Genomic DNA, 875 nt, shown 5'->3' on the forward strand with positions numbered 1-875 from the left:
ACCACCTCTGCCGCAGCACGATGGCGCCGCGGTCATCATGACCCACGAGGTGGAACGAGTTCTTGCCGATATCGATGCCGATCACGGCGATCGCTGCGTTGAGTTTCTGAGACATGGCGTGCTCCTCGTCTTGAGCGCCCCTTGCCAGTTTCTCGTACTGGCAGGGCCGGAGCACGGCCGGACCATTCCATTAGCGGACTTTGTCATTTGCCCGAATTTATCGTTGACGCACTTTGAATAGCGCTCCGATACAGCTGTTTACCTCGTTAAGGTTGAGGCAATCGATTTACGCTATTGGTTCGCCTACGACGCTTAAAATGGTAATGGTTGGCACTAAGGATCATGTCTAGTGAACTTCACTGCCTTTCTGATCGTGGTAGTGTTGAGTGCCGTGGTATCGCTTCGTCGATCCATGAATCTCTCACGGAACGCTCGGGGGGCTGCCCCGGCCCAGCGGCTCGCAGCGCGGTGGCGGGCGGTTTGGCCGGCAATCTGCGCGGCAATTTTTGGGCTTGGGCTGATCGCATTTGATCATGTTCAAGACAAGCAGGAATTTGGTCCCTCCGTGACAATCCATCTCATGGCGTTTACTGCCGCTTTCTTCGGCGGCTGGTTTCTTGGCGTCATTGGCGGGATGGATTGGGATTGAAGCGCCGTGATCAACGCAAAGCAAAAAAGTGCGTCGGACTATGGCCGCCCACAAGCTACCATGACTTCGGCATCGTCCTGTTGATGTCCGCTTCTGGCCGATTGTGTTGAAGAAGTCGCCGCCTTAGGTGTTCTGGGCCGTGCGAGGAGACAGGCGAGCGGGAGCTTGTTTGCTTTCAGGCCGGGATCGGGGCGGGCAGCGGGATCAGCTTTGCCAGCTTTCGGAG

1 protein-coding gene and 1 pseudogene are annotated in these 875 nt (G+C 56.7%); one reads left to right on the plus strand and one right to left on the minus strand.

The window, feature by feature from the left end; all coding sequences use genetic code 11:
- Positions 1-115: pseudogene (locus C7G61_RS42880) on the minus strand (IS110 family transposase); the annotation flags it as partial.
- Between the two features lie 234 nt (positions 116-349).
- Here C7G61_RS42880 and C7G61_RS42885 point away from each other — a divergent pair.
- Positions 350-649, plus strand: a complete 300-nt coding sequence (locus C7G61_RS42885) for a hypothetical protein (RefSeq protein ID WP_108523429.1) — start codon at positions 350-352, stop codon at positions 647-649.
- Positions 650-875: the final 226 nt, after the last annotated feature.

It is taken from the genome of Bradyrhizobium algeriense, assembly GCF_003062295.1.
GTDB classification, from domain to species: Bacteria; Pseudomonadota; Alphaproteobacteria; order Rhizobiales; family Xanthobacteraceae; genus Bradyrhizobium; species Bradyrhizobium algeriense.